Here is a 25,371-nt window from a genome sequence, read left to right as displayed (position 1 = left end):
GTGGACATATGTTAAATTTATTAGATTATACATTAGATGAATTACAAAGCTGGATGAAGGAAAATAATGAACCGGCATTTAGAGCAAAACAAGTATTTTCATGGATATATAAAAAAGTATATAATTTTAATGACATGAATAATATTCCAAAGTCACTAAAAGAAAGGTTAGAAAATTCATTTATCATAGATATGCCAAAGATTGAGCGTGTATATGAATCATCAATAGATGGAACCAAAAAGATATTATTAGCTTTTAAAGATGGAAATTTAATTGAATGTGTTCTTATGAAGTATAAGCATGGAAATTCAATTTGTATTTCAACACAAGTAGGATGCAGAATGGGATGTAAATTTTGTGCTTCTACTTTAGGAGGAAGAATAAGAAACTTAACTGCAGGTGAAATTTTATCTGAGATAATGGTGGCGCAAGATTATTTAGGAGAAAGAGTTTCCAATATTGTACTTATGGGAAGTGGGGAGCCTTTAGATAACTATGATAATGTTGTTAAGTTCTTAGAGCTTGTTAATGCTGAATATGGACTTAACATAGGTCAAAGACATATAACACTATCAACATGTGGAATAGTACCAAAGATATATGAATTAGCAGATTTAGAACTAAGTGTCACTTTAGCTATCTCGCTTCATGCTTTTAGCGATGAAAAGAGAAGAGAGATTATGCCTATTGCAAAAAAATACTCTATTAGTGAAATACTTGAAGCTTGTGAGTACTATATAAACAAGACTGGCAGAAGAATAACTTTTGAATATTCACTAGTGGCAGGAGTAAATGATGGTAAGGAAGATGCAAAATCTCTTTCTAAACTTGTAAAAGGTATGCTATGTCATGTTAACCTTATTCCAGTAAATGAAATAAAGGAAAATACATTAAAGAGGCCATCAAAGAAAAATATATTAGAATTTGAAGAAATTTTAAAAGATAATGGAATAGAAGTAACTGTCAGGAGAGAAATGGGAACAGATATCAATGCAGCTTGCGGCCAGCTAAGGCGAAGTTATTTAGAAGAAAATAGATAGTGTATTTGGAGGAACAGTATGGTTGGAATTAAGAGTGATGTTGGCAATGTAAGAGAACTAAATGAAGATTATGCAGCATTTATTGAAGATGAGCGATTTAAAATTTATTTAGTTGCTGATGGCATGGGGGGACATAATGCCGGAGAAATTGCTAGTAATCTAGCTGTAAAAAGTATAATGCGCTATTTGATGGAGCATTCAGAAGAAAATGAAGATCTTCTTTTGAATTCAGTTAAATATGCCAATAATGAAATATATGAAATATCTCAAAAAAATGATAAGTGTAAAGGGATGGGGACCACAATTACAGGTTGTTTTATTAAAGGAGATATAATTCAAGTGGTAAATGTAGGGGATAGCTGCTGTTTTTCTATTAAGGGTAATGAAATAAAAAAGGTTACGAAAGATCATTCTTGGGTACAAGAGCTCATAGATGCTGGAGCTATAACAGAAGAAGAAGGAAGAGTACATCCGAAAAAGAATATTATCACTCGAGCTTTAGGAACTAATTCATCGGTGAAAATAGATATATTTAATATTGATAAGAATGAAAGTAGCATGTTTTTATTATGTTCTGATGGGCTATCCAATGAGGTACAAAAAGAAGAGATGGTTGAAATAGTTAATAGATATAAAAACGTTAATGAAGCATGTGAAAAGTTAGTTGATTTAGCTAAAGCTAGAGGGGGAAAAGATAATATTACTGTCTTGCTATTTGGAGGAGAGGTGTAAATATGATTGGAGAAATATTAGGTGATAGATATGAACTTATTGAAATAATAGGCGAAGGCGGAATGGCTATTGTTTATAAATCCAAAGATAAAAAGTTAAATAGATTAGTGGCTGTTAAAGTATTGAAAAAAGAATTTTCAGATAATAAAGACATTGCAGAAAAGTTTAAGAGAGAAGCAACAGCAATAGCAAATTTATCTGATACTAATATTGTTAATGTTTTAGATGTAGGTCATGAAGAAAAAGGCAACATAGATTATTTTGTTATGGAGTATGTAAGCGGAAAAACATTAAAGGATCTAATTGTTTATAGTGGAAAGCTAAATTATACTACAGCAATAGAAATTGCTATCCAAATAGCCAAAGCATTAGAGTGTGCTCATAGAAATAATATTATTCATAGAGATATTAAGCCACAAAATATTTTAGTTACAGAAAATGGTGATGTCAAGGTTACTGATTTTGGAATTGCTAAAAGTTCTACAGCATCAACAATAACTAATACAACAACAATTATGGGGTCTGCCCATTATTTATCTCCAGAGCAGGCAAAAGGAACATTTATCGATGGAAGGTCAGATATTTATTCATTAGGTATTGTTTTATATGAAATGCTAACAGGAAGACTTCCTTTTGATGGAGAATCACCTGTGACAATTGCTTTAAAGCACATACAGGAAGAACCTGTGCCACCAAAAGGTATTAATTTATCAATACCAGATAGTTTAAATACATTGGTTTTAAAATGTATGGCAAAAGAAGCTAGTGATAGATATGATAATATAAAAGAATTAATGGTGGATTTGCAGAAAATTAAGGATAATCCTAATGCAATTATTAATGGTAAGGCAAGTGCATATGACAGCAAAACAATAATAATGACTCCTATAAGTGAAAAACAAATGAATACTACCAAAGTAGATAAGGCTCAGGCTAAGGTTGTTAATAGCTCAGTTGTTGACGATGATTATGATGAGTATGATGAATATGATGGTGATGAATATGAAGAAGATGACGATGAACTAGAAAATATTCCTGTAAAGAGAGCAAAAGAAACAACGGTAAATAAGCAAAGAAAGTCAAGGAAGGGAATAATTATAGGAATTATAACAATAGCTATACTAGCTATTATGGTACCTTTTGGTATGTATTTTACTGGTGGAGCTAAGGAGGTTTCTATACCTAAAATAGTTGGATTATCACAAGAAGAAGCAGAGAGTGCGTTAAAAAAAGCAGGTTTAGCTTTGCAAGTTGATTCAAGGAAATATGATGAGAATTACAAGGAAGGGTATATAATATCTAGTAATCCATCTGAAGGAACAGTGGTGAAAACTAATACTACTGTAAAAGTAGTTGTTTCTAGCGGTGTAGAAAAAGTAAAAGTACCAGATGTAAGAGACTTAAGTAGTGAGGCAGCAGTTAGTGCATTAGAAGATAGAGGGCTTGTAGCAACTCTTTCATATGATTATAGCGATACAGTAGAATATGGATATGTTATTAGTCAATCAATAAATAAGAATCAAGAAGTTGAAAAGGGTAGTAAAATTTCTTTGATAATTAGTTTAGGAAAAGAAGTAAAATGGGTAACTGTTAAAAATGTTATAGGATATAATCAAAGTGAGGCAGTAGCAACTTTAGAAAATCAAGGTGTTAAAGTGACTATTAACACTGAAGATACATCAAATGAATCTGAGAATGGAATGGTTATTAATCAATCAGTTTATGGAATTGATGTTAAAGTTGGAACAGCAGTTACACTTACTATAGGGAAATATGTTGAGAAATCTTACAATGTTTCTGAGTATGTGTATATAGGTCAATCATTATCTGAAGCTATAGCAGCTTTAGAAAGTGCAGGACTTTCATATCAAATAAGTGGTACTGTGTCAGGTGATGATTATGTTAACTATTCAATAACAGGATACACTCAAGAGGTTAAGAAGAATGAAGCTGTAAAGCTAAAGGTAAAGAAGAATCCATCTGGAGGCACAACAGGAAATACTTCCAGTGATACAACAGGTGAAACTAATAGTGGGGAAACAAACTCTTCAGAAGAAACAGATGATACTGGAACGGATGCATCTACTGATGCTCAATATACTGAAACAACTGTAGGAGTTACGGATATATTTCCTTCAAAATTTAACTAGATAATAAAAGATTGCACTATGTGCAGTCTTTTTTACTTAATAATAAAAAACAATTGCATTTTTTTATATAAACTGTTTATTATAGATATGAGAGTAAAAAAGATGGAGGCATCATGAAAGGAAAAATTATTAAAGGAATAGGCGGATTTTATTATATTAAAACTGAAGAAGGGATAATTGAATGTAAGGCTAGAGGGAAATTTAGGCATAGAGATATGAAGCCTATGGTAGGAGATGATGTTGAAATTACTTTTGATGGAAGCAAAGGAGTAATAGAAAACATATATGATCGAAGCTCAGAACTTATTAGACCTACAGTAGCTAATGTAACTCAGGCATTTGTTGTATTTTCTATAAAGAATCCAGATATCAACTTTGACTTACTAAATAGATTTTTAGTATTATGTGAGCATAATAATATACATGCTATTGTATGCTTGAATAAAGTTGATTTAGTAAATTATGAAGAAAAGGAAGAAATAAAGGATAAGATAAATGCAATTGGCTATGATGTGTTATATATAAATGCGAAAAATGGTATTGGAGTAGAAACTTTAAGAGAAAAGATAAAAAATAACGTTACCGTATTATGTGGACCTTCAGGAGCAGGAAAATCTACACTAATAAATACTCTAAAAGAAAGTTATCATATGGAAACAGGAGAAGTTTCTGAAAAGATAGGTAGAGGAAGACATACAACAAGACATAGTGAGCTTATAGATGTTCAGGATGGATATATAGTAGATACTCCAGGATTTTCAACTTTAGAAGTTACTTTTATTGAAAAGGATGATCTTAAATATTGTTTTCCAGAATTTGAGGAATATAATAATAGTTGTAAATTTAGAGGGTGTTTACATTATAAGGAACCTAACTGTGCAGTAAAGAATGCAGTTGAAGAAGGATACATAAATAAATTGAGATATGAATTTTATATAAGAACATTAGAAGAAATAATGAATTGGAGGAAGTATTAATATGGTTAAAATAGCACCGTCAATATTATCAGCAAATTTTGCAGAGTTAGGAAGAGAGGTAGAAAGACTAAGTAATGCAGGAGCAGATTTTATTCATATAGATGTAATGGATGGACAATTTGTTCCTAATATTTCTTTTGGAATGCCGATAATTAAGGCCATAAGAAATAAAAGTGATAAAGTATTTGATGTTCATCTTATGATAGAAAATCCATCTAAGTATATAGATGATTTTATAGATGCAGGAGCAGATATAATAACAATTCATTATGAAAGTGAAAAACATTTAGATAGAACTATAGAATATATTAAAGCTAAAGGAAAAAAAGCTGCAGTTGCACTTAATCCAGCTACACCTGTTCATTTACTTAAAAATATTATTGCCAACCTTGATATGGTATTAATAATGACTGTTAATCCAGGTTTTGGAGGACAGAAATTCATTGAATATACAATTGATAAAGTAAAAGAAGTAAAGGAAATGAGCATAAAATATAATGAGAATTTGATGATTCAAGTTGATGGTGGTATTGATTCTTCAAATGTTCAAAAAGTAATAGATGCAGGTGCTAATGTTATAGTTGCTGGATCAGCTGTATTTAAAAATGATGTAATTGAAGAAAATATAAAAGCTTTAAGAGGAATATAGTGAAAGTTCTAATTGTAGGTGGTGGAAATGAGCCATCAGGAAAATTACTAGAAGATTATGCTAAAAAAGTTGATAAGATAATAGGTGTGGATAGAGGATGTTCATATTTATTAAAAAATAATATTTATCCTCACTATATTGTAGGAGATTTTGACTCTATAAATAGGGATGATATTAAAAAGTTAGAAATTGATAGTATAAAAAAATTTAAGTATAATTGTGAAAAGGATAGTACTGATTCAGATATTGCTATGGAAATAGCTTTAAAGATGGAATTTGCAGAAATATACATGATGGCTATGACAGGCAGTAGACTTGATCATAGTTTTGCTAATCTAGGACTGTTATCTAAAGCTAATAGTGCAGGAGCAAAAGCATATATCATAAATGAAACAAATAAGATATATTTATTAGAAGAAAGTTCTAAAATTAAAAAAGATAATTCTTATAGATATATTTCATTTTTAGCATATTGTGATAAAGTAGAAAATTTCAATATAAAAAATGCTAAGTATGATTTAGAAAATTATACGTTATATCTTGGAGATAATAGAACTGTATCAAATGAGTTTTTAGAAGAGGACATTGAAGTGGAATTTACTAAAGGAAAAATTTTAGTTATTTTTTCAAAAGATTAATATAAAAAATAATCACCTTACATCGTTATCTAGCATAGAATAGTTAATGGGGTAAGGTGATTTTTTTTGGAGGTGAAGGGTTAATGAAGATAATTGCTATTAAATTGCCTAAATTTCTGTCATGTATAATAAAGTTCTTTAGGAGAAAATAAAAATACATAGGAGGAGTGTTGTAACTTATATGACTTTTAAAAAAGTATAATAAAAAATGCAATTGATTCTATCAATTGCATTTTTTATTTGAACTTATATTGCTCTTTCAACCTTACCAGATCTAAGGCATCTTGTACATACATGAACTGTTTTTGGTGTTCCGTTAACTAAAGCTTTTACTCTCTTTATGTTTGGAGCCCAAGTTCTCTTAGATTGACGGTGAGAATGGCTGAATTGTGTTCCAGAAACAACACCTTTATTACAAACTTCGCATCTTCTTGCCATTAAAAAACACCTCCTTATATTTGAAGATTATATCTCTTCAATAGGACGAAATTAAGTTTATCAAAATTTAATATAAAATGCAATAGAAAAATAAAAAAAAATAAAAAAATGATAATAAAAGATGTAAGATATATCTAAATACATACAAATTTACTTGAATTAATACATTATCTAATATACAATAACCTTATGGAAATGAAATAAGGAGGGTTTTGCATGATAGGATATTCAAATAACCTTGGAAATATACATTATTCAGAAGAAGTGCTTGCTAAGATAGTAGGTTTATCAACAATGGAATGCTACGGTGTTGTAGGTATGGTATCAAAAAATGCTTCTGAAGGCTTATGGGAATTAATGAGAATTGAAAGTTTAAGCAAAGGTGTAAAATTAAATTTTACTGAAGATGATAAATTGAACATTGAATTATTTGTGATGGTTGAGTATGGAACTAAAATATCAGTAATAGCAAATAATATTATTCAAAAAGTACGTTACAGTGTTGAAAATTTTACTGGATTAAAAGTTTCTCAAGTTACGGTAAATGTTCAAGCGGTTAGAGTCTAGGAGGGAATAGGATGAAATATCAAAAAATAAATGGCCATGACTTCTACAATATGGTTGTTAATGCTAGTAATAGGCTATTAGAGGAAAGTGATTTTGTTAATGCACTAAATGTTTTTCCTGTACCTGATGGAGATACAGGAACTAACATGTCAATGACCTTTAAAGCAGCTGTAAAAGAAATTGAAAACCTAAATTCAGAGTCTATAGGAGAAACTTCTAAAATACTAGCAAAAGGTGCTTTAATGGGAGCAAGAGGGAACTCTGGAGTTATTCTTTCTCAAATTTTAAGAGGGATTTCTAAAGGCTTAGAAGGAAAAACAGAAGTTGATGGAAAAGAGCTTGCAGTAGCTTTTGAAGAAGGAAGCAAAGCAGCTTATAAAGCTGTTATGAGACCAACAGAAGGTACTATACTATCAGTAATAAGAGCAGCAGCTGAATCTGTAACAAATGTAGAAGAAAGAAATATAATAGCAGTTATGGAAACAGTTGTTACTAATGCTAAGATAATGCTAGATAAAACACCAGATTTATTACCAGCTTTAAAAAAAGCTAAAGTTGTAGATTCAGGTGGAATGGGATTATATATCATTCTTCAAGGAATGCTTGATGCTCTAAAAAATGATATAAAAGCAGAAATAAAAGATGTTGCAGTAAAATCAGCAGGAGCTACAGGTGCTGCTTCAACTGAAGATGTAGATATAAAATTTGGTTACTGTACAGAATTTATAATATTAGGAGATGCAGCTAAATCTAAAGAATTCCAAGATAAGATTGAAAGTTTAGGGGATTCTATGATAGTAGTAGGTTATGAAGATGTTATAAAAGTTCATATACATACTAATGATCCAGGTAAAGTATTATCAAATGCTGTACAGTATGGTGAACTTTCAAAGATAAAGATTGATAATATGAGAGAAGAGCATAGAGAAGTATTAGCTCTTAAAAATGAAGAGGCAGCTAGCGATGTTCAAAAAGAAGTTGCACCAGCTGAAAGCAAAAAATATGCATTTATTTCAGTGGCAATGGGAGATGGAATCACTAGAGTATTAAAAGACCTTGGAGTTGACTACGTAATAGAAGGTGGTCAGACTATGAATCCATCAACACAAGACATGATGGAATGTATATCAAAGCTTAATGCTGATCATATTTTCATATTACCGAATAATAAAAATATTATTATGGCTGCAGAACAAGCAGCAGAAATATCAGATAAAGATGTTAGAGTTATTCCAACTAAGAGTATTCCACAAGGAATTACAGCAATAACTATGTTTAACTATGAAGCAGATGTTGATGCCAACGAAGAAGCTTTAAAGGAAGCATTAGAAATGGTTAAAACAGGTTCAGTTACTTATGCAGTAAGAGATACTGAAATGGATGGAATAGAAATTAAAGAAGGAAATATGCTAGGTTTAGTTGAAAGTAAGATTAAAACTGTAGGTGAAGATTACTTTGAAGTAGCTAAAGAAGTATTAGAATCAATGATTGATGAAGATAGTGAGCTTATTACTATTTTCTATGGAAAAGATGTTGATGAAAACAAGATGGAAGAATTCATTGATGAATTAGAAGAGAAATATGATGATTTTGATGTTCAATGTTATAAAGGGGATCAACCATTATACTACTTCATAATGTCAGTAGAATAATAAAAGGTAAAGCACAAGGAGCAGGTCTTCTTGTGCTTTAATGTTAATTAAAAAATAGACTATTATTGAGGATGTGATGTGATGGATGTTTCAAATGATGTTTCGATATTAAAAGGCGTTGGTCCTAAACTTTTAGAAAAATTAAATAAGTGTGGAATATTTACCATAATGGACCTTTTATTATATTTCCCTAGAGACTATGAATTTCTAGGAAATAATGTACCGGTGAATGAAATAAGTAATGATGAAAAGAATGTCTTGACTTGCTTTTGTATGGGCTGTTGTGGAGATGTAAGGACTAAGACAGGAAAGTATTTGACTACCATAAGATTTAACTATAATGGTACGATAATTGAAGGTAAGTGGTTTAATCAAAGATTTATTAAAAATACCTTTAAAATTGGTGAAAAATATGATTTAATAGGTAAGTTTAAAAAGGTAGGAAATAAGATTGAGGTTGTTAACCCTATAGTAGGTATTAAAGTAGCTATGGAAAATGAAATAGTTCCAAAGTATAGCTTAAAGGAAGAATTAACAGATAAAATTCTAATTAAACTTATTTCTAATTGTTTAGAAAATATAAAGATAAAGGATAATCTTCCACAGGAAATGATTGATAAATATAAAATGGTGGATTTAGATTTTGCTGTGAGGAATATACATTTTCCTTCTGGAAGAAACGAACTAGAAAAAGCTATCATCAGATTAAAATTTCAAGAATTATTTACGTATTCTATGAAACTTCTACTTTTAAAAAGAAAGTTAAAAGTAGAAAATGGAATATCTTTCCCATGGGTAAAGGAGCTAGGTGATTTAAAAGCAGCTCTTCCATATAGTTTGACAGAGGCACAGACTAGGGTAGTGAGAGAAATATTAAGAGATCAAAAGAGTTTATTCCCAATGAATAGGTTAGTGCAAGGTGATGTTGGTTCTGGGAAGACTGTAGTAGCTCTTATAGCTATTTTTAATGTGGTTAAATGTGGTTATCAAGCAACGCTTATGGTTCCTACAGAAATACTAGCAAGTCAGCATTATGAAGAAGCAAAGAAACTTTTAGGACCTTTTGGTATACATATAGAACTGCTTACAGGTAGTACTTCTGCAAAAGAAAAAAAAAGGATAAAGGAGATTATTACTACAGAGACACCTATGGTGGTAATAGGAACTCACGCTTTAATACAGGAAGATGTGGATTTTAAGAACTTAGGACTTGTTGTTACTGATGAGCAACATAGATTTGGTGTTGAACAGAGAAATAGACTTATTAATAAAGGTAGGAGACCAGATGTGTTAGTTATGACAGCAACTCCTATACCAAGAACCTTAGCTTTATATGTATACTCAGATCTTGATATTTCGGTCATTGATAAGCTTCCACCAGGAAGAAAGCCTGTGAAGACAGAGTTTTATAACGGTGACCATAGAATGCTAGCATATGATTTGGCTTTAGATGAAATTAGAAAAGGAAGACAGGTATATATTGTATGTCCTCTTATAGAAGAAGATGAAAAATTATCGTTAAATTCTGTGGAAAAATTATATGATGAATTAAGGGATGGAGTATTTAGAGGGATAAATATTGAAATATTACATGGGAAGATGAAGCCAAAAGAAAAAGATGAAATAATTAATAGATTCAAGGGAGATGAAACGAAAGTTATAATTTCTACAACAGTAATTGAAGTTGGGGTAAATGTACCTAATGCATCAGTTATGATCATAGAAAATGCCGAAAGGTTTGGTTTAGCTCAGCTTCATCAATTACGAGGAAGAGTTGGAAGAGGACAGTATGAATCATATTGTGTTCTTACTGGTAATGCCAAAACCGATAATACTAAAAGAAGAATGGAAATAATGACTGAATCTACTGATGGATTTTATATTTCTGAACAAGATTTAAAACTTAGAGGTTCAGGAGAGTTGTTTGGTCTTAAACAAAGTGGTGATGAAGGGTTTGTTTTGGCAAACCTTTATGATGATGTTAAAATTCTTAGATGTGCAAGAGAAGAAGGAAAGATGCTATTAGAGTCAGAAGACCCTAACAAGGTTAAATTATGTAGAGATATAGCTTACTCATTAGAAAGATGGAGCAAGTATATATGCTTTAACTAATAAAAAAATTGTTTATAGAAATGTTATATGATAAAATGGTAATGTTAAACTAAAGGAGGAGTGTTAATGAGAATTATAGCAGGAAAAGCAAGAGGACGTAAATTAATACCTCCAGCGACTATGGAAACAAGACCTACACTAGATAGAGTGAAAGAAGCTATGTTTAATACAATTCAAAACCATATATTAGATGCAGTGGTTATAGATGTATTTGCAGGAACAGGAAGCTTAGGTCTTGAATGTGCCAGTAGAGGAGCAGCAGAGGTCTATCTAATCGATAAGAGTCCAGCTACATTTCCATTACTAAAACAAAATGTGGAAAATTTAAGATTTGAAGATTGTAGCTATCCGTTAAATATGGATTCATATGAGGCGCTTAGAGCTTTGGCTAAAAAGGGAAAAGTGTTTGATATTATATTTATAGATCCTCCATATTGTAAAGAAATGATTCCAGAAGCAATGAAAATAATAAAGGAACATAAGTTATTAAAAGAAGAAGGAATTATAGTAACTAAAATTGATTCTATTGAAGAAATATATGAAGGTTATGAAGATATAGTCTTGACTAAAAGTAAAAAGTACGGAAATACAACTGTATGTTATTATAGAGTTGATTCTAAATTAGAGTAGGAGAAGGATATGAGAGTAGCAATTTATCCAGGAAGCTTTGATCCAATAACCAATGGGCATTTAGATATTATCCAAAGAGGATGTAATATTTTTGATAAAGTTATTGTAGCGGTTCTAATTAATATAGATAAAAAAGGGTTGTTTACAATAGGAGAAAGAGTGGAGCTAATTAAAAAAGCAACAGCTCATCTTGAAAATGTAGAAGTAGTAAGTTTTAATGGCTTATTGGTAGATTTGGCTAAAGAGTATAATGCACGAGTTATTCTAAAAGGATTAAGAGCAGTATCAGATTTTGAATATGAGCTACAAATGGCACTTATGAACTCAAAACTTGATCCAGATATTGAAACATTGTTTATGATGACATCTATAGAATATTCATATCTTAGTTCTTCTTCTGTAAAGCAAGTGGGGAAATTTGGGGGAGATATATCAGGGCTAGTGCCAAAGGAAATTATTGATATGGTTAAAATAAGATTAAAATAAAGTTTTATTTTGGAGGGAGTAATTTGAATAAGGGAAAATTAAATGTTATGGAACTGTTAGAATATCTAGAAGAGGTACTAGAAAATGCTCCTAAAATTCCAATAACAGGTAAGGCGATGATTGATACAAAGGAGTTTGAAGAAGTAATTGAGCAAATTAGAAATTACCTACCTGATGAGCTTAAAAAAGCTAAATGGGTAATGGGTGAGAAGGATAAAATTCTTGAAAATGCTCAAAAGGAGTATCAAAACGTGAAAAAAGAAACTATGGAAATGATGAGGAAAAATATAGAAAATCATGATATGGTTAAGGAAGCAAAGATTCGTGCAAATGAAATTATTGGCTTAGCAAAAAGAGATGCTAAAGCAATAACACTAGGTTCTAGAGAATATTCAACTGAAATATTATCACAGCTTGATAATGAAATAGAAGAAAAGAAGCTACAGCTTATACAATCAATGCAAGAGTCATTTGAAAAAGCAGCAAAAGAAATAGAGGAAAAAATGACTAAAAGTAGTGAAACTATTAAAGAAAACATAAATGAATTAAGAAATATGTAACCTCTTAAATAATATATTTGTAAGTTTTACTATTAACGGAAGTAATAGTAATGCATAGGTAAAGAAAAGTAATTTATTAGTGTTGTAATAAGAATGAATATATATAGATGATGTAGTTTCTGTACTAATAAAAATGCTAGAAAAAATAAAGGTTATTATGAAGCTAATTATCCCTTGAATAAATTTTATAAAGGAATATTTCTTAAGTGAAACATTGAATTTACCTGTAAAAGAAGAAATTTGACCAATTATAGATAAGCCTGAAAATGAGCAGATAAAGCTTATAGCACTGAGTTTAAAGATGATTGATGAAGAAATAGAAGTTAAAATTTTGCAACCATTTGTATATTCAATGGATCCTAGAAAAATTCCGTATAATGAATTAGGTGATAATGATAATAGCTTTTCAACATTATTAAAAATGATATTTATTAAGGAATTGTTTTTTATTATACCTATAATGATAGAAAATATAATTACAAAGGCACCCACTTGTAAGGTGGTATTAATTGCATTTTCAATGGATGTTTTTATTATTATTCCAAAATTGTAGGAGCCGTCAATTTTTAAAGGATACTCATTAGAATTATTAAATTCATGAGTATTTTTTTTTGTAAAAAAACCTATTATTAAAGGGGCAAGATAATTTCCCAGTAAAAGTATGAAGCCGTACTTGATATTTCCTAGCATAGCAGCACCTACAGAACCTATTAAAAAAATTGGGCTGGCGTTTGAAGCAATATTTAATAGTCTTAAATATTCTTCTTTTGAAATACAGCCAAGTTCATAAAGATCACAACAATATTTACAACCAAGAGGATAACCACAGAGTAGACTTGCAACAATAGGGAAAGATGAGCAATTAGATAATTTTAAAGGCTTACATATAATTGGACCTAGGATATTTGAATAAAATGAAATGCCATCATAATGAATGATAAGATTACATATAACTGAAAAAGGAAAAATTGTAGGTAAAATGGCTTTTATAACCAAATTTAATCCTGTAAAAGTAGATTGCATGCATGTGTTTAGATTTATGATAAAGAGTATTATAAATAAGGTAATAAATATAGTAATTATTTGATTTTTACTTAATTTAAGAAGCTTTATAAGTATTATTGAAAGAATAATTATTAAAAGCCATAAGATAGAAATTGTATACATAGAAGTCCTCCTATTAATGAAGAATAAAATATATATATATAATATTTATATGCTTATGGCTTTACAATATTATTATTTTATTATTGGACTGATTAAATAATCAGAATTTGCTTTAAGTTTTGAATTTAAAATTGAATAGGCTTTAGTTGCAGCGATATCCAGTTTTAATAGTGGATTTTCAGTGTTTTTAGGAAGCTTAGTAATTAGTGGTATGCTACTTTTCTTTTTTATAAGGCTCAGAATTTCTCGTCCTTTTTTATTAAAAGCTAGGACTCTAACATAATGATATTTTTCTAAATTCATTTTGGAATAATCTTCTTTATAAAAACCAATGTAAATTTGTGTAAGAATTCTAGCTATCTTTGTATATGTATATCTTTTGCTTTTAATATTTAAAATCAAATCATCTAAGGAAGTGCTATTTTCAATTTCTTTTGATATTTTTTTATCAATACCTTCCTTGATTTCTGAAATATTGTTAAAATTTATACAATTAGTGGTTATTAGATACTTTATATATTGAAACATACTTTCTTCAAATGTAAATGGATAATTTGAATTTTTAAGTTCACGTAAAATATTAAATGATTTCTCTGGCATAGCATCTTTAATAAAAGTAATATCATTTTTATTTTTTAAAGCTTCTCTTATGGATGTTGCAGAAGAGAAGGAGGTAGAAAGTAATTTATCATTATAGCTAGAACCTTCCCGTTTTAATGTAAAAGGAACTATTGGACTATTAAGTTTCAAAATAGCTTTAATATATTCAATTCCTAATATGTTATTAGAAGAAGAAATGATATTTTCAATATAGTTATCATTGGTAAACTCTATTAGGGCTAGTTCTCTAGCTTTGGCAAAGGTTAATCCAGAGTTTATATTTCTTTTTAAAATTTCTTTAAATTCCCAAGGTTCTTCTACGAGAGTTTGTGCAATTTTAGTCAAAGATTTAATATCGCCACATTCTGAACCGAAGAATAGATTATTGACTATTTCTAAAGAATTTAAGATTGATACAGAACCATATGCAAAGAATTCAGCTGAAGAAACAGCATAGTATGTAGGAAGTTCTATAACAAGATCAACGCCATTTTCTATAGCCATTTGGGCTCTTTTCCATTTATCTATTATGGCAGGACCACCTCTTTGCATAAAATTTCCGCTCATTATGCAGATGACACCATCGCATTTGGTGTTTTTTTTGCACTCTTGTAAATGGTGCATATGTCCATTGTGGAATGGATTATATTCAGTGATAATACCTGTAATATTCATTAGAAAGCTCCTTTTAAAAAAATATAAAAGTATTATAGCATAACATCCTCATAAATTGATAAAAATAAAAGATATATTAAAAATATTTGAATTTTTAGAAAATTCAAAAGATAAAGAAATAATCTATTTTTAGAAATTTAGTATTGAAAAATATGTACATATAGGAGTATATTATATGATGAAGATTGAGTTCGTATCACTTGAGAAAGGGGAAAGATAATATGGAACTTATGAATAAATTATGGGCTGCTGCTAAAGCAGATAAAAGAAGAATAGTTCTTCCAGAAGGTGACGAAGAAAGAACTATAAAAGCTACAGGGAAGATAGTTGAGCTAGGATTAGCTAGACCAGTACTTGTAGGAGATGAAGACGTAATAAGAAGCAAAGCAAAAGAGCTTGATGTTAATCTTACTGGAGTTGAAGTAATAGATCCTAATAAATCAGATAGATTAGAAGCTTATATCAATGCGTTCTATGAATTAAGAAAAAACAAAGGCATGACAATTGAAAAGGCTGACAAAATTGTTAGAGATCCATTATACTTTGGTACAATGATGGTTAAGTTAGATGATGCTGATGGAATGGTTTCAGGAGCAGTTCATACTACTGGAGATCTATTAAGACCAGGTCTACAAATTATAAAGACTACACCAGGTGTTTCTGTTGTATCAAGTTTCTTTATAATGATGGTTCCAGGTTCAGTTTATGGTGAACAAGGAATGTTATTATTCTCAGATTGTGCTGTTAATCCAAACCCTACATATGAACAATTAGCAGCAATAGCAATAGCTACAGCAGATACAGCTAAGAATCTTTGTAAGGTAGAACCAAGAGTTGCGATGTTATCATTCTCAACAATGGGAAGTGCTGATCATGAAATGGTTGACAAAGTAAGAAAAGCTACAGAATTAGCTAAAGAATTAAGACCAGACTTATTAATTGATGGTGAATTACAATTAGATGCTGCTATAGTACCAAGCGTAGCTGCACAAAAGGCTCCAAATAGCCCTGTTGCTGGAAAAGCAAACGTATTAGTATTCCCAGATTTACAAGCTGGAAATATTGGATATAAATTAGTTCAAAGATTTGCAGGAGCAGAAGCTATTGGACCAATGTGTCAAGGATTTGCTAAGCCTATTAATGATTTATCAAGAGGATGCAATGTAGATGATATTGTTAACGTTGTAGCACTAACAGCAGTTCAAGCTCAAGCAAAATAATATAGATAAATGTTCAAAGCACAAGGCATTTTATAGTATTAAAAAAATTTATAGACATTTATAGTGAGGTGTTTTTTATGAAGGTATTAGTTATAAATTGTGGAAGTTCTTCATTAAAGTATCAATTAATCGATATGGTGAATGAAGAAGCATTAGCTCAAGGGTTAGTTGAAAGAATAGGAATTGAAGGTTCTGTTTTAACTCAAAAGGTTGAAGGAAAAGATAAATATATCGTTAAAGAAGAAATGAAAGATCACAAAGATGCTATCAGATTAGTTTTAGAAGCTTTAGTTGATGAAAATAATGGTGTTATCAAGTCAATGGATGAAATTTCAGCTGTTGGGCACAGAGTAGTTCATGGTGGAGAAAAATATAAAGAATCTGTAGTTATTAATGATGAAGTTAAAGCTAACATAGAAGAATGTTTTAAATTAGCTCCATTACATAATCCAGCAAACATGATAGGTATAAAGGCATGTGAAGAATTAATGCCAAACACTCCAATGGTAGCTGTATTTGATACTGCTTTCCACGGAACAATGCCAGAAGATGCATACCTTTATGCATTACCATATGAACTTTATGAGAAAGATGGAATAAGAAAATATGGTTTCCATGGAACGTCTCATAAGTATGTTTCTCAAACTTGTGCAGAAGTTATGGGAAGAGATATAAAAGATTTAAAAATAATCACATGCCACTTAGGAAATGGTGCAAGTTTATGTGCTGTTAAAAATGGTGTATCTGTTGATACTTCAATGGGATTCACTCCGCTTGAAGGTGTAGCAATGGGAACAAGATGTGGTAACATCGATCCTGCTATAGTTACTTTCTTAATGAAAGAAGAAGGGTTATCAGTAGATGAAGTAAATGATTTACTAAATAAAAAATCAGGAGTATTAGGTATATCAGGAATCAGTTCAGATTTCAGAGATATCGAAGATGCTGCATTTAACAAAGGTAATAGAAGAGCTCAGTTAGCCCTTAGAATATTTGAATACAAAATAAGAACTACAATAGGTGCATACGCAGCAGCTATGGGTGGTGTTGATGCTATAGTATTTACAGCTGGTGTTGGAGAAAATGGACCAGAAACTAGAGAAAAATGCTTAGAAGGATTAGAGTTCTTAGGAGTAGAAATAGATAAAGAAGCTAATAATGTAAGAGGTAAGATAAGAGAAATTTCAAAAGCTGGATGTAATGTTAAAGCATTTGTTATTCCAACTAATGAAGAATTAGTAATTGCAAGAGATACTTTAGAGTTAATTAAAAAGTAATAATAAATTGCTTGACTTTTATAGACACACTTTATATAATAAATTGTGTTTGAGCGATAAATGGCTCAAACAATAAATCTAAGGAGTGAAAAAGCTGCTTTGCTCGAGCTGTGCTAGGCACAATATATTAAATACGTTTAATATGAGGAGATATAATCCAGAGTTAAGATTATGATTATAAAATTTTCAGATTTACTTGCTAAAGGAAGTAGAAATAAAGAAATTAAGTTATCATTTGAATTCCAACCTGTAAAATTTGAAGGTGAGGAAATTAAAGCAGTTTCCATGGTTGATGTAAATGGTCAAGTTAATTCAAAAGATGAAATTCTTGAATTAAAGGCTCATATTAAAACAAATTTAGAACTTACATGTTCAAGATGTTTAGACACCTTTATCTATCCAATAGATGTTGATATAGAAGAAAGGTTTACAAAAAGTAAAGAGCTTCAAGATGATGAAGAACTTATTTTTGTAGAGGATGATACATTGGATATCATCCAAATCGTAGAAAATTGTATTATTTCAACCTTACCTATCAAAAGACTTTGTAAGGAAGACTGTAAAGGTCTGTGTTCACAATGTGGAACTAATAAAAATGTTAAAGAGTGTCAATGTGATAATTTTGATGTAGATATTAGGCTTGCAAAGCTTAGGGAGTTGTTTGGGGAATAAGGAGGTGTAATAATGGGAAATCCAGCTAGAAAGACATATAGAGCAAAAAGAGATTCTAGAAGAGCTCAAACTTTTAAGTTAAGCTTACCAGGAATAGTTGAATGTCCACAATGCCACGAAATGAAAATGGCTCACAGAGTTTGTAAAAACTGTGGATTCTACAAAGGTAAAGAAGTTGTTGCTTCAACTGAACAATAGAAAGAAAGTCTTATGACTTTCTTTTCTTTATATACAGAATTTTTTTAAAGGAGTGAGAATGATGAAGATAGCTATAGATGGAATGGGTGGCGATAATGCACCAGCAGAAATTGTCTCAGGAGTTATAAAGGCTCTAGAGGAATTTAAGGATATAGAATTTTATATAACTGGTCCGGAAGAGTCTATTAAAAAGGAAATTGCTAAAAATAACTATAGTGGTAATAATATTATTGTTATTGATGCTAAGGAAGTAATCACTACTAATGAACATCCTGTAATGGCAGTTAGAAGAAAAAAAGATTCAAGCCTTTGTAAAGCTTTAAACTTAGTTAAAGAAGGAATTTGTGATGCAGTAATTTCAGCTGGTAGTACGGGGGCATTCTTAGCAGGGTGTACTTTCATTGTGGGAAGGATAAAGGGGATTAAAAGGCCAGCATTAGCTCCTGTTATGCCAGGGAAGAATGGAAGTTTCATAATAGTTGATGCTGGAGCTAATGTTGATAGCAAGCCAGAATACCTTGTTCAATTTGCACATATGGGAAAGGAATACTATAAAGGTGTTTTAAATGGAGAAAATCCTTCAGTAGGATTAGTAAATATAGGTGAAGAAGCAGAAAAGGGAAATGATCTCACAAAAGAGTCATTTAAACTTTTATCAGAAGAAAAATTAAATTTTGTTGGTAATATAGAACCAAGAGAGATAACAAAAGGTGATGTTAACGTAATAGTATGTGATGGTTTTACTGGTAATACAATACTTAAGATGTATGAAGGTACTGCATCTACAATTATGAAAGTAATAAAAGAAGAAGTGATGGCATCAGGTATTGTTTCCAAAATAGGAGCAGTATTATTAAAGCCTGTATTTAATAATATAGCAAAGCGATTTGATTATAAAGAATATGGTGGAGCGCCTTTCTTAGGAGTAGATGGTATTTGTATAAAGGCTCACGGAAGTTCAGATGCTAGAGCTTTTAAAAGTGCTATAAAGCAAGCAAAAATATTTTACGATAATAAAGTTTTAGACAAAATAAAAGAAAATATATAAAATTAAGTAGTTTATGGTGATAAGATAAATTTTATAGTGTATATTGACGTATGTTATAATATATAATATTATCTAAATGGGCATAGTGAGGAGGTGAAGTTATGTTTGAAAAGGTAAAAGCTTTAATAGCAGATAAATTAAGCATAAATGAAAATGAAATTACTATGGAATCAGCATTTATTGATGATTTAAATGCAGATTCATTAGATATAGTTGAGCTGATAATGGCTTTAGAAGATGAACTTGATATGGAAATACCAGATGATGAAGCGGAAAAGTTCGTTACTGTTGGTGATGTAGTTAAATTTATTAAGGCACATGTTGAGGAATAAATAAAATCCCGCAGTATTTGCGGGATTTTATGATATATTTAAATAAATTACGAAAAAATGAGGCTAAGTATAGTTTATTCTTGAATTTGTTTATAACGGAAGCAAGTTGAAGAATAAACTTGGAGGAGTTGTTGAAATGAAAGAATATATAGAAGAGGTTCAAAAGATTATTGGAATAAAATTTAATGAACCTAAATTATTAGTAACAGCATTAACCCATTCTTCATATGCAAATCAGCATAGGGAAGAAGAGTACAATGAACGATTTGAGTTTTTAGGAGATTCAATACTTCAGCTTACCATTACGGAGTATCTATTCTTAAACTTTAAAGATAAAAGTGAAGGACAGCTTACAAAAATTAGAAGTTTAATCGTTTGTGAAAACTCTTTATATGAAATAGGAAAATCTTTAGATTTAGGAAATCACTTAAGAATGAGTAAAGGTGAAGAGCTTACAGGAGGTCGTGAAAGAGTGTCTTTAATAGCAGATGCTGTTGAGGCTTTAATAGCGGCAATATATTTAGATAAAGGTTTGGAATATGCTAAGGATTATATTATAGGTGCATTTAAAACTATAATAGAAAAGGCTATTAATAATGATATAATTTTAGATTATAAAACTAGGTTGCAAGAATACCTTCAAAAGAATGGGGAAATATCTATAGTTTATGAGTTAATTAAATTTGAAGGGCCACCCCATAGAAGAAAATTCTATACAAAGCTTATTATAGATAATAAGGAAATATCAAGCGGTGAAGGCTACAGTAAAAAAGAGTCAGAACAGGATGCAGCTAAAATAGCATTGAAACAAATGGAGAAGAACAATGAGTAAGAATTATTATATAATACCGATATTTATCTCACATCAAGGATGTCCACATCAATGTGTATTTTGTAATCAAGACAGAATTGCAGGTGTTTATGATGAAGTAACAGCAAATGATGTAAGAGAAAAAATAAATAGTTATTTAGATACTATGGATACTAAGAATTCTATAATAGAAGTATCATTTTTTGGAGGAACTTTTACAGCGATTCCAGTAGCAAAACAAAAGGAACTTTTAGCTGTAGCAAGAGAATATAAAGATAGGGAATTTATTCATAAGATAAGGTTATCTACAAGACCAGATGCAATTAATGGGTACATATTAAACTATTTAAAAGAGTTTAAAGTTGATATAATAGAATTAGGAGTACAATCATTAGATGATAATGTTTTAAGATTAGCAGGAAGAGGTCATAGTGTTAATGATGTTGAAAATGCATCCAGACTTATAAAGGAAGAAGGATTTACCTTAGGACATCAGATAATGCCTGGACTTCCGGGAGATACAAAAGAAATTGATTTAGTAACTATTAAAAAATCCATAGAAATGAAGCCAGATATAGCAAGAATTTATCCGGCATTAGTCATTAAGGATACTCCTATGGAGATAATGTACAATAGAGGTGAGTATAAGCCTTATTCACTTGAAATGGCTGTGAAAGTTTCAAGAGAAATGTTGAAGCTATATAATGAAGCTAAGGTTAAGGTTATCAGAATAGGACTTCAGCCAACCGATACCATAGCTGAAGGAAAAGATGTAGTAGCAGGACCATTCCATCCAGCTTTTAGAGAGCTAGTTGAAGGATCATTAATTTGTGAAAATATAAAGAAAAAGATTAATGAGAAAAGTGACATAATAATTGAGATAAATTCAAAAGATGTTAGCAAATTATATTGCAACAAAAAGCAATATTTTAATAAATTTAAAGAAAATAGACATGGTAAAGTATATGTGAAGACAGTTGATAAGATAAAGAGGGGCAGAGTTAGAGTAACGGTTATAGAAAAGGTTGAAGAATTTAAAATCTAAATATGGAGTGATATATAAATGAAAAAGAAGACAAGAGAAAAAATGATATATGCTATATCTGTATTTATGTTAATTTCTTTTATTTTAGGATTGATTCCAGTACTTATGTAGTAAAAAAGGGGTGAAGTCATGTTTTTAAAGTCGTTGGAAGTGCGTGGGTTTAAGTCTTTTGCAGATAAAACAGAGCTGGAATTTAAAAAAGGCGTAACTGCTGTAGTTGGTCCTAATGGTAGTGGTAAAAGTAATATATCTGACTCAGTAAGATGGGTGCTAGGAGAACAAAGTGTTAAGAGCCTTAGAGGGGGGAAAATGGAGGATGTAATTTTTGCAGGAACTCAATTTAGAAAGCCTCTAGGCCTTGCACAGGTTTCTATTACTTTAGATAATTCTGATGGTACTCTACAAACTGATTATAATGAAGTTACAGTAACAAGAAGAATATTTAGGTCTGGAGAAACAGAGTACTTAATTAATAATCAAAAGTGTAGATTAAAAGATATTACTGAGCTTTTTATGGATACAGGTATAGGTAAGGAAGGCTATTCAATAATTGGACAGGGAAAAATAGATGCCATTTTAAGTGGAAAAGCTGAAGATAGAAGAGCACTTTTAGAAGAGGCGGCTGGAATAGTTAAGTATAAGTCTAGAAAAGAAGAGGCAGAAAAAAGATTAGATAATACTGATAATAATCTTGTAAGAATAAGAGATATTATTGCTACTTATGAAGAAAGACTTGAGCCATTAAGAATGGAAAAGGAAAAAGCTTTAGAGTATAGAGAATTGGCAGAAGAGCTAAGAGTTAAGGAAGTATCTCTACTTGTCCATAATATTGAACAGATAAAAAAAGATTATGAGCAAGTATCAAATCAATTAGAAGAAAAAGAAAAAGAAATAAGTGCTAAAAGAGAAATTCTAGATAGATTTAAGGAAAATTTAATTTCTTTAGTAAAAGAAATTGAATCTTTAGAAGAAAAAAATGCAAAGGAAAAAGATGAGTATTATAAAGGTAGAGAAGAAGTAAACCAAAATGAAAAAGAGGTAAGTCTTTTTAATGAAAGAGTGCAAAATTTCAAAAATATGATCCTGAAGGTTGAAGAAGAAATTAATACTTTAAAGATAAAGGTTACAGATTTAGAGTCTGCAAAAGAAGAGTTAGAAAAGAAGCTTTCATCTAAAGAAGAAGAAAAAAATAATAAATTAAATGAATTAAATGAGATAGATAGTTCTATAAATGAAATTAATAATGAAATAAGAAATTTTGAAATGGAAATTTCTGGATTAAAAAGTGAAGAAATTAATAATATTTCAAGAAATTCTAATTTGAATAACTCAATTGTTTCTTTAAGAAAAGATTTAGAAAATAATGAAGAAAAACAAAGAAATATTAAAGCTAATATTGCAAATTTTGAACGTAATTTATCTGTAAATAAAGGAACTATTAAAGAGTTAGAGGAAAATATTAAAGAAACAAGAGAAAATATTAAGAAATTACAAGAAGAGGGGATAAGCTTAAAAAAAGCAATATCTCATGAATATCATAATTTAAGTGGACAAGAAAAGAAAATTAATTTATTAACAAAAAAGATAAATGAAACAGAAGCTAGACATAATATTTTAAATAATTTAGAAAAGCATTATGAGGGATATAATAGAACTGTTAAGAATTTAATGGAGCATGTTAATGCTGGTAGAATAAATGGTATCAATGAAATAAATGTTGTTGGTGAAAGCTTTAAGGTGGAACAACAATATGAGATAGCCATTGAAGTTGCTTTAGGAGCTGCCATATCGAATGTTATTACAAAAAACGAAGATGATGCTAAAAAACTTATAGGATTTTTAAAGACAAGGGGATTAGGAAGAGCTACATTTCTTCCGTTAAATATTATTAAAGGTAGAAGAATTACACTTCCTAATAATGTGAGAAATTATGATGGATATTTAGGAATTGCTTCTGATTTAATAACTTTTGATGAAAAATATAAAGATATAATGGATTACTCGTTAGGAAGAACACTTATTTCTAAGGATATGGATGCTGCTTTAGCTATTTCAAAGATGGGACAGCATAATTATAAAATTGTTACATTATCAGGGGAAGTTATAAATCCTGGTGGAGCACTTACTGGAGGGAGTATCCAAGGAAAGAATAGTAATCTTTTGGGAAGAAAGAGAGAAATAGATGAATTAGCTCTTTTCTTAGAAAAGCAAAAAAATGATTTAAAATCAGAAAAAACAGTATTTGAAGAAATTAAGAAGAAAATTAAGAATATAGATGAAGAAATATTAAATAAGAGAGAAGAAATTCATCAAAAAAATATTGATTTAACAGTGCTAGATGGAGATGTAAAAATTCTAATCAATGAGGTGGATAAGGTAAAAAAATCTATTAAGTTTAGCAATGAAGAATTGGAGAGATTTACTGAAGGTTTTAAAGTGTTAAATGATAGATTGGAAGTTAAAACTAATGAATTAAATACCTTAGAGAATAGAAATAAAGAAGGGCAAGAAAAAATTAAAAGTTTAGATAAAGAACTGGAAAATAGGAGAGTTAGGCTAGAAAATATCAGAAGTTCTTATACAGATATAAGAGTATTAAAAGCGGCTCTAGATGAAAGTCTTGAAGGTGATAAGAGAGAACTTTATGATAAAAATTTAGAAATAGAAGAAACTAAAGAGAAAATTTTAATTTTAGATGAGGAAATAAAATCTAATTTAGAGAATATTGCTATTCTTGAAGAAGGAATTGAAAATAAAAAACATACAATAGATAATCTGAGTGAAAGATTATCAGAATTGGAAAATGTATTTAAAGAAGATGAAGTAAAAAGAATAGATTTAAAGGAAAAGCAAAAATCTAAACAAGCAGAATACAATTTATTTGTTGATGAGATAAAAGTTCATGAAAACGAAATGAATAAGAAAGCTATTCAAAATGCTAAAATAGAAAGTGAGCAGGAAGCATTATTAAATAAGCTTAACTCTGAATTAGAACTTACACTTGCTGAAGCAGAAGATATTGCTGTAAAGATAGACAATATAAACTCTGTAAAGGATACGGTCTATAAATTAAAGAATAAAATAGCAGCACTTGGAATTGTAAATTTATCATCTATTATGGAATATGATGAAGTTTGTGAAAAATATCAATTTATGTCCACACAAGAAGAGGATTTAGAGAAAGCCAAAGAAGAATTACAATCTGTGATAGATGAAATGACCATTAAAATGAGAGAGTTATTTGAGGAAAACTTTAAGATTTTAAATGAAAACTTTGAAGAGACTTTTAAGGAACTATTTAATGGTGGAACTGCAGAACTTACTTTAGAAGATGGGGATGTATTAAAATCTAATATAATCATAAATGTTCAGCCAGCAGGTAAGAAGTTGCAAAATATAAACTTAATGTCTGGAGGTGAAAAGGTTCTTTCAGCAATAGCTTTATTATTTGCCATATTAAAGATGAAACCAACACCATTTTGTATCTTAGATGAAATAGAAGCAGCATTGGATGATGCTAATGTATATAGATATGCAGAATTTTTAAAGAAGTTCTCAAAAAATGTTCAGTTTATTGTTATAACACATAGAAAGGGAACAATGGAAGCTGGCGATGTTATGTATGGTGTCACAATGGAAGAAAAAGGTGTATCTAAAGTGGTATCAGTAGATTTAGATAAAGAGTAGGAGGATAA

24 protein-coding genes are annotated in these 25,371 nt (G+C 30.0%); 21 read left to right on the top strand and 3 right to left on the bottom strand.

Annotation, left to right across the window (positions count from 1 at the left end; translation table 11 throughout):
- The first annotated feature begins 8 nt into the window (after positions 1 to 8).
- From rlmN to H8R92_RS05605, 6 genes are all read left to right on the top strand, one after another.
- Positions 9 to 1,040, top strand: a complete 1,032-nt coding sequence (rlmN, locus tag H8R92_RS05630; RefSeq protein WP_022212296.1) for a dual-specificity RNA methyltransferase RlmN — start codon at positions 9 to 11, stop codon at positions 1,038 to 1,040.
- Between the two features lie 18 nt (positions 1,041 to 1,058).
- Positions 1,059 to 1,772 carry a Stp1/IreP family PP2C-type Ser/Thr phosphatase gene (locus H8R92_RS05625; protein WP_022212297.1) on the top strand — a complete coding sequence of 238 codons (714 nt, stop codon included), beginning with the start codon at positions 1,059 to 1,061 and terminating at the stop codon, positions 1,770 to 1,772.
- Positions 1,773 to 1,774: 2 nt separating this feature from the next.
- Complete coding sequence (pknB, locus tag H8R92_RS05620; protein ID WP_022212298.1) at positions 1,775 to 3,922, top strand: Stk1 family PASTA domain-containing Ser/Thr kinase; 2,148 nt, start codon at positions 1,775 to 1,777, stop codon at positions 3,920 to 3,922.
- 113 nt (positions 3,923 to 4,035) lie between these two features.
- Complete coding sequence (gene rsgA, locus H8R92_RS05615) at positions 4,036 to 4,899, top strand: ribosome small subunit-dependent GTPase A (protein WP_186834932.1); 864 nt, start codon at positions 4,036 to 4,038, stop codon at positions 4,897 to 4,899.
- A gap of 1 nt (position 4,900) precedes the next feature.
- Complete coding sequence (gene rpe / locus H8R92_RS05610; RefSeq protein WP_022212300.1) at positions 4,901 to 5,548, top strand: ribulose-phosphate 3-epimerase; 648 nt, start codon at positions 4,901 to 4,903, stop codon at positions 5,546 to 5,548.
- Positions 5,548 to 6,186 carry a thiamine diphosphokinase gene (locus H8R92_RS05605; RefSeq protein WP_022212301.1) on the top strand — a complete coding sequence of 213 codons (639 nt, stop codon included), beginning with the start codon at positions 5,548 to 5,550 and terminating at the stop codon, positions 6,184 to 6,186. The genes rpe and H8R92_RS05605 overlap by 1 nt, the downstream gene beginning before the upstream one ends.
- Before the next feature lie 246 nt (positions 6,187 to 6,432).
- On the opposite strand, the gene rpmB is transcribed toward H8R92_RS05605, so the two are convergent.
- Positions 6,433 to 6,624: a 50S ribosomal protein L28 gene (rpmB, locus tag H8R92_RS05600; protein ID WP_022168034.1), complete on the bottom strand. Its 192-nt coding sequence runs from the start codon at positions 6,622 to 6,624 to the stop codon at positions 6,433 to 6,435.
- 216 nt (positions 6,625 to 6,840) lie between these two features.
- On the opposite strand from rpmB, the gene H8R92_RS05595 reads away from it, so the two are divergent.
- From H8R92_RS05595 to H8R92_RS05570, 6 genes are all read left to right on the top strand, one after another.
- Positions 6,841 to 7,191 carry an Asp23/Gls24 family envelope stress response protein gene (locus H8R92_RS05595; RefSeq protein ID WP_022212302.1) on the top strand — a complete coding sequence of 117 codons (351 nt, stop codon included), beginning with the start codon at positions 6,841 to 6,843 and terminating at the stop codon, positions 7,189 to 7,191.
- 11 nt (positions 7,192 to 7,202) lie between these two features.
- Entirely contained in the window at positions 7,203 to 8,843 is a 1,641-nt protein-coding gene (locus tag H8R92_RS05590) for a DAK2 domain-containing protein (RefSeq protein WP_022212303.1), read from the top strand.
- 81 nt (positions 8,844 to 8,924) lie between these two features.
- Positions 8,925 to 10,955 (top strand): ATP-dependent DNA helicase RecG, encoded by a 2,031-nt coding sequence (gene recG, locus H8R92_RS05585; protein ID WP_186834931.1) that lies wholly within the window; start codon positions 8,925 to 8,927, stop codon positions 10,953 to 10,955.
- Between the two features lie 66 nt (positions 10,956 to 11,021).
- Positions 11,022 to 11,585: a 16S rRNA (guanine(966)-N(2))-methyltransferase RsmD gene (rsmD, locus tag H8R92_RS05580; protein WP_022212305.1), complete on the top strand. Its 564-nt coding sequence runs from the start codon at positions 11,022 to 11,024 to the stop codon at positions 11,583 to 11,585.
- A 9-nt stretch (positions 11,586 to 11,594) separates the two neighbouring features.
- On the top strand, positions 11,595 to 12,071 hold the full coding sequence (coaD, locus tag H8R92_RS05575) for a pantetheine-phosphate adenylyltransferase (RefSeq protein ID WP_022212306.1): 477 nt from the start codon (positions 11,595 to 11,597) through the stop codon (positions 12,069 to 12,071).
- Positions 12,072 to 12,094: 23 nt separating this feature from the next.
- Positions 12,095 to 12,631, top strand: coding sequence for a hypothetical protein (locus tag H8R92_RS05570; protein ID WP_022212307.1), 537 nt, complete (start codon positions 12,095 to 12,097; stop codon positions 12,629 to 12,631).
- Here H8R92_RS05570 and ylbJ read toward each other — a convergent pair.
- Both ylbJ and H8R92_RS05560 read right to left on the bottom strand, forming a co-directional pair.
- On the bottom strand, positions 12,617 to 13,798 hold the full coding sequence (gene ylbJ, locus H8R92_RS05565; RefSeq protein ID WP_186834930.1) for a sporulation integral membrane protein YlbJ: 1,182 nt from the start codon (positions 13,796 to 13,798) through the stop codon (positions 12,617 to 12,619). The genes H8R92_RS05570 and ylbJ overlap by 15 nt on opposite strands.
- 72 nt (positions 13,799 to 13,870) lie before the next feature.
- Complete coding sequence (locus H8R92_RS05560; RefSeq protein WP_022212309.1) at positions 13,871 to 15,073, bottom strand: nucleotidyltransferase; 1,203 nt, start codon at positions 15,071 to 15,073, stop codon at positions 13,871 to 13,873.
- Between the two features lie 221 nt (positions 15,074 to 15,294).
- Between H8R92_RS05560 and pta the strand changes: the two genes are divergently transcribed.
- From pta to smc, 9 genes are all read left to right on the top strand, one after another.
- Entirely contained in the window at positions 15,295 to 16,293 is a 999-nt protein-coding gene (gene pta, locus H8R92_RS05555; RefSeq protein ID WP_186834929.1) for a phosphate acetyltransferase, read from the top strand.
- 77 nt (positions 16,294 to 16,370) lie between these two features.
- The gene (locus H8R92_RS05550) at positions 16,371 to 17,570 is read left to right on the top strand and encodes an acetate/propionate family kinase (RefSeq protein WP_022212311.1); all 1,200 of its coding nucleotides are present in this window, start codon (positions 16,371 to 16,373) and stop codon (positions 17,568 to 17,570) included.
- 171 nt (positions 17,571 to 17,741) lie between these two features.
- Positions 17,742 to 18,242 (top strand): YceD family protein, encoded by a 501-nt coding sequence (locus H8R92_RS05545; protein WP_022212312.1) that lies wholly within the window; start codon positions 17,742 to 17,744, stop codon positions 18,240 to 18,242.
- A 12-nt stretch (positions 18,243 to 18,254) separates the two neighbouring features.
- The gene (gene rpmF, locus H8R92_RS05540) at positions 18,255 to 18,440 is read left to right on the top strand and encodes a 50S ribosomal protein L32 (protein WP_022168046.1); all 186 of its coding nucleotides are present in this window, start codon (positions 18,255 to 18,257) and stop codon (positions 18,438 to 18,440) included.
- A 61-nt stretch (positions 18,441 to 18,501) separates the two neighbouring features.
- Complete coding sequence (plsX, locus tag H8R92_RS05535) at positions 18,502 to 19,488, top strand: phosphate acyltransferase PlsX (protein ID WP_186834963.1); 987 nt, start codon at positions 18,502 to 18,504, stop codon at positions 19,486 to 19,488.
- Positions 19,489 to 19,589: 101 nt separating this feature from the next.
- Positions 19,590 to 19,820 (top strand): acyl carrier protein, encoded by a 231-nt coding sequence (gene acpP / locus H8R92_RS05530; RefSeq protein WP_022212314.1) that lies wholly within the window; start codon positions 19,590 to 19,592, stop codon positions 19,818 to 19,820.
- A 136-nt stretch (positions 19,821 to 19,956) separates the two neighbouring features.
- A complete protein-coding gene (gene rnc, locus H8R92_RS05525) occupies positions 19,957 to 20,652 on the top strand; it encodes a ribonuclease III (protein WP_186834928.1) in 696 nt (231 codons plus the stop codon).
- A complete protein-coding gene (locus H8R92_RS05520; protein ID WP_186834927.1) occupies positions 20,645 to 21,676 on the top strand; it encodes an elongator complex protein 3 in 1,032 nt (343 codons plus the stop codon). The genes rnc and H8R92_RS05520 overlap by 8 nt, the downstream gene beginning before the upstream one ends.
- A 129-nt stretch (positions 21,677 to 21,805) precedes the next feature.
- Complete coding sequence (gene smc / locus H8R92_RS05515) at positions 21,806 to 25,363, top strand: chromosome segregation protein SMC (protein WP_186834926.1); 3,558 nt, start codon at positions 21,806 to 21,808, stop codon at positions 25,361 to 25,363.
- Positions 25,364 to 25,371 lie beyond the last annotated feature (8 nt).

Source organism: Clostridium lentum (genome assembly GCF_014287815.1).
Taxonomy (GTDB): domain Bacteria; phylum Bacillota; class Clostridia; order Clostridiales; family Clostridiaceae; genus Clostridium; species Clostridium lentum.
The sequence above is the reverse complement of the archived record's forward strand: the minus strand, read 5'-3'. Positions and strand labels throughout refer to the sequence as shown.